General features: G+C 70.1%; 4 protein-coding genes and 2 tRNA genes. 4 read left to right on the top strand and 2 right to left on the bottom strand.

The annotated features are described in order from the left end of the window. Positions 1-132: 132 nt before the first annotated feature. On the bottom strand, positions 133-1,458 hold the full coding sequence (gene tig, locus V7Q31_RS08515) for a trigger factor (RefSeq protein ID WP_333833268.1): 1,326 nt from the start codon (positions 1,456-1,458) through the stop codon (positions 133-135). Between the two features lie 39 nt (positions 1,459-1,497). Continuing rightward, positions 1,498-1,582 (bottom strand) — tRNA-Leu (locus tag V7Q31_RS08510). Between the two features lie 134 nt (positions 1,583-1,716). Between V7Q31_RS08510 and truA the strand changes: the two genes are divergently transcribed. From truA to V7Q31_RS08490, 4 genes are all read left to right on the top strand, one after another. Then, positions 1,717-2,490: a tRNA pseudouridine(38-40) synthase TruA gene (gene truA, locus V7Q31_RS08505; RefSeq protein WP_333833267.1), complete on the top strand. Its 774-nt coding sequence runs from the start codon at positions 1,717-1,719 to the stop codon at positions 2,488-2,490. Then, positions 2,487-3,269 (top strand): competence/damage-inducible protein A, encoded by a 783-nt coding sequence (locus V7Q31_RS08500; RefSeq protein WP_333833266.1) that lies wholly within the window; start codon positions 2,487-2,489, stop codon positions 3,267-3,269. Before truA ends, V7Q31_RS08500 begins: the two co-directional genes overlap by 4 nt. A 33-nt stretch (positions 3,270-3,302) precedes the next feature. Next, positions 3,303-3,387: transfer RNA gene (locus tag V7Q31_RS08495), tRNA-Leu, on the top strand. A gap of 120 nt (positions 3,388-3,507) precedes the next feature. Further along, a partial coding sequence (locus V7Q31_RS08490; protein WP_333833296.1) for a transposase occupies positions 3,508-3,680 on the top strand: 173 nt, incomplete at its 3' end.

The raw sequence follows: 3,680 nt of genomic DNA, 5'->3' as shown, positions 1-3,680 counted from the left end.
CCCAATCTCCCTCGACGTCGCTGGACTTTATGGCATGTCCCGCTTGACAGGGCGACGGTCCTTTCGTCGCGGCGCCGAACCGCCGCACGCAGGGCGTTCGCCCTGCTTCGGACGCAATCGGGGGGTGCGGCGTCAGTCCTCGTCGAGCGCGTCGAGCGCCTGCTGCAACGCGTCCTTGGTCACGGTCTTTTCCGTGACGTCGGCCAGTTCGAGGATGTAGTCGACGACCTTGTCCTCGAACAGCGGCGCGCGAATCTGCTGAAGCGCAGCTTCGTTCTGGCGCACGAAGTCGAAGAAGGCCTTCTCCTGCCCCGGATACTGGCGCGCCTGCCGCATGATCGCCTGGCCCATCTCGGCCTCGGTGATGCGGATTTCCGCCTTCTTGCCGATATCGGCGAGCAGCAGTCCGAGGCCGACGCGGCGACGTGCGAGCTTCAGATGCTCGTCGTCCGGCGCGATCTCCGGATGATCGTGGCCGTGCACCTCCGGGTTGGCTTCATGCCAGAGCTGGTGCGCGATCTGGTTCGCCTCGGCGTTCACCAGCGCGTCGGGCAGATCGAAGACGATCTTCTCGTCGAGCGCGTCGAGCAGCTTGCGCTTGAGCAGCGCGCGGCCCGCGCCCTTGTATTCCTCGGCCAGCCGCTCGCGCACCTGCGCCTTGAGCGCGTCGAGGCTGTCCATGCCGAAGCGCTGCGCCAGCGCGTCGTCGATCGCGGCCTTGGCCGGCGCGCGGACCTCCTTCACCGTGCAGGCGAATACCGCCGCCTTGCCCGCCAGATGCGCGGCGCCGTACTCCTCCGGAAAGCTCACCTCGACGTCGCAGGCGTCGCCCGCGGAGACCCCGACGAGCTTCTCCTCGAAGCCGGGGATGAAGGAGTTGGAGCCGAGCACCAGCGGATAGTCCTCCGCCGCGCCGCCCTCGAACTCCTCGCCGTCGATCGACCCCTTGAAGTCGATCACGACCTGATCGCCGAGTTCCGCCGCGCCTTCCTTGGCGTCGAAACTCTTGGCGGTGTCGGCCAGATTGTCGAGCGCCTCGGCGACGGCGTCCTCCTCGACCTCGGCGACGAGACGCTCCAGCGACACCGTCTTGAAGTCGATCTCGGGGATTTCCGGCAGGCGCTCATAGGCGATCTCGATGTCGAGATCGTCGCCCTCCTTGAAATTCTCGTTGGCGATGCGGATGGCGGGCTGCTGCGCCGGCTGGTCGCCGGTGGTCTCGAAATGGTTGCGCAGCGCGTCGTCGACGGTCTCCTGCAGCGCCTCGCCCAGCATCGACTTGCCGAACATCTTCTTGAGCAGCGGGGCGGGGGCCTTGCCCTTGCGGAACCCCTTCATCTGGAAATCGGCGCGCACCGCCTCGAGCTTCTCGGCGAGCTTCGCGTCGAGCGTGGAGGCCGGAACCTTGACCGAATACTCGCGCTTGAGGCCTTCGGCCTTCGTTTCCGTCACCTGCATCTCGACCTCCAACCGGTCTTCATCTCTCGCTCGCGCCGCTGGTGCGGGCGGAGGGACTTGAACCCCCACGCCTTGCGGCACGAGAACCTAAATCTCGCGTGTCTGCCAGTTCCACCACGCCCGCGCCTCGCTCGCGATGTAGCCGACCCTAGGGGCGGCGCCAAGCGTCGGCGGCGCGCAAATGCGACGGAGACGCGACGGCGCTTCGCGGACGGCGCGGCTCTGGCGCAAGCCGGGGGCGCGCGCTAGGACCCGTCCATGCCCCGCGTCAAGCTGACTCTCGAATATCATGGCGGCCCTTTCGTCGGCTGGCAGCGCCAGGCGGCGGGCGCGTCAGTGCAGACGGCGCTCGAACGCGCGCTGGCCGCCATCGACCCCGCCCGCCCGGCGGCCTTCGGGGCCGGGCGCACCGATGCGGGGGTCCACGCGCTGGCGCAGGTCGCCCATGCCGATCTGTCGGCGGAGTGGGACCCGTTCCGCCTCTGCGCTGCGCTGAACCACCATCTCGCGCCCGACCCGGTCGCGGTCCTCGCCGCCGAACTCGTCGCGCCCGACTTCCACGCCCGTTTCGACGCCGTCGAGCGGCGCTATCTCTACCGCATCCTCCCCCGCCGCGCGCCCGCGACGCTCGGGCGGGGGCTCGTCTGGCGCGTGGCGGGCGAGCTGGACCCCGATTCGATGCGGGAGGCCGCGGCGCCGCTGATCGGGCGCCACGACTTCACCACCTTCCGCGCCGCGCAGTGCCAGGCGCTCTCGCCGGTCAAGACGCTCGACGCGCTCGACGTCGCGGAAGCGGAAGGGGAGTGGGGGCCTGAGCTGCGCATCTCCGCCCGCGCGCGCTCCTTCCTGCACAATCAGGTGCGCAGCCTCGTCGGCACGCTGGCGCAGGTCGGGCTCGGGCGCTGGCCGCCGGAACGGGCGGGCGAGGCGCTCGCCGCGCGCGACCGCGCCGCCTGCGGTCCGGTCGCCCCGCCCGACGGGCTCTATCTCGCCGCGATCCGCTATCCCGAGCCGTCAGGAGACGCCGCATGACCAATCCCGCAGCCGTCAATCCGACCGCCGCGATGCTCGCCATCGGCGACGAGGTGCTGTCGGGCCGCACCCGCGACGCCAACGTCCAGGTGCTGGCCGCAGCGCTCACCGGCATCGGGATCGGCTTGCGCGAAGTCCGCATCTGTCCCGACGAGCAGCCGGAGATCATCCGCCATCTCAACGCGCTGCGAGGGGCTTACGACCATGTCTTCACCTCGGGCGGGATCGGCCCGACGCATGACGACATCACCGCCGACGCCGTGGCGGCGGCGTTTGGCGTGAGCATCGGCGTGCGCGAGGACGCGCGCGCGATCCTCGCCGCCTATTACGACCGCCCCGAGGACCTCAACGCCGCCCGCCTTCGCATGGCGCGGATCCCCGAGGGCGCGACGCTGATCCTCAATCCGGTCAGCCAGGCGCCGGGCTTCACGCTCGGCAACGTGCATGTGATGGCGGGGGTGCCCGCGATCTTCGCGGCGATGTTGCAGGGCGTTCTGCCGACGCTGAAGGGCGGCGCGCCGCTCTTGGCCTGGAGTCTGCGCGCGCCCATCGCCGAAGGCGAGATCGCCGAGGAACTCGGCGCATGCGCCGCCGCCATGCCGGATGTGAGCTTCGGCAGCTATCCGTTCTATCGCGGGGGGCAGGGGGTGACGCTGGTCGCCCGCAGCCCGGACGCCGCGCGTCTCGCCGAGGCCGCCGCCGCCCTGCGCGCCCTTCTGGAGCGGCTTCGCCCCGGGGCGGTGGTCGAGACGCCCCCGGAGGCGGCGCAAGGGGCTTGAAATCGCGGCCCGTCGCGGTTTGAACGGGCCTAGGCGGGCGTGGTGGAACTGGTAGACACACCGGACTTAAAATCCGGAGGCTTGCGCCGTGCGGGTTCGACTCCCGCCGCCCGCACCACAGAGGCCCTCGCCGGAGACGTCGGCGCGGGACTCGCTTGGGGCGCAAGCCGGCCCTGACCTGCCCCCTTGCTTCTCCTGCACGGCGTGCTGGGATCCCGACCATCGGGAAGGGACCGGAATGAAACGCAGCAGGTTCACCGGGGAACAGATCGTCGGCATCCTCCGGGCGCAGGAGGCTGGCGCCAGCGTGGCCGTTCTCTGCCGCAAGCACGGCATGTCGTCGGCGACGTTCTATTCGTGGAAGTCGAAGTACGGCGGCATGGACGTCTCCGACGCCAAGCGTCTGAAGGC

It is taken from the genome of Rubrimonas sp., from assembly GCF_036788415.1.
In the GTDB taxonomy this organism is placed as follows: domain Bacteria; phylum Pseudomonadota; class Alphaproteobacteria; order Rhodobacterales; family Rhodobacteraceae; genus Rubrimonas.
This window is presented reverse-complemented; position numbering and strand designations above follow the sequence as displayed.

Excerpts from the sequence above, each read along its gene's own strand:
- tig (WP_333833268.1), bottom strand. The coding sequence starts at position 1,458 with ATGCAGGTGACGGAAACGAAGGCCGAAGGCCTCAAGCGCGAGTATTCG.
- truA (WP_333833267.1), top strand. The coding sequence starts at position 1,717 with ATGCCCCGCGTCAAGCTGACTCTCGAATATCATGGCGGCCCTTTCGTC.
- V7Q31_RS08500 (WP_333833266.1), top strand. The coding sequence starts at position 2,487 with ATGACCAATCCCGCAGCCGTCAATCCGACCGCCGCGATGCTCGCCATC.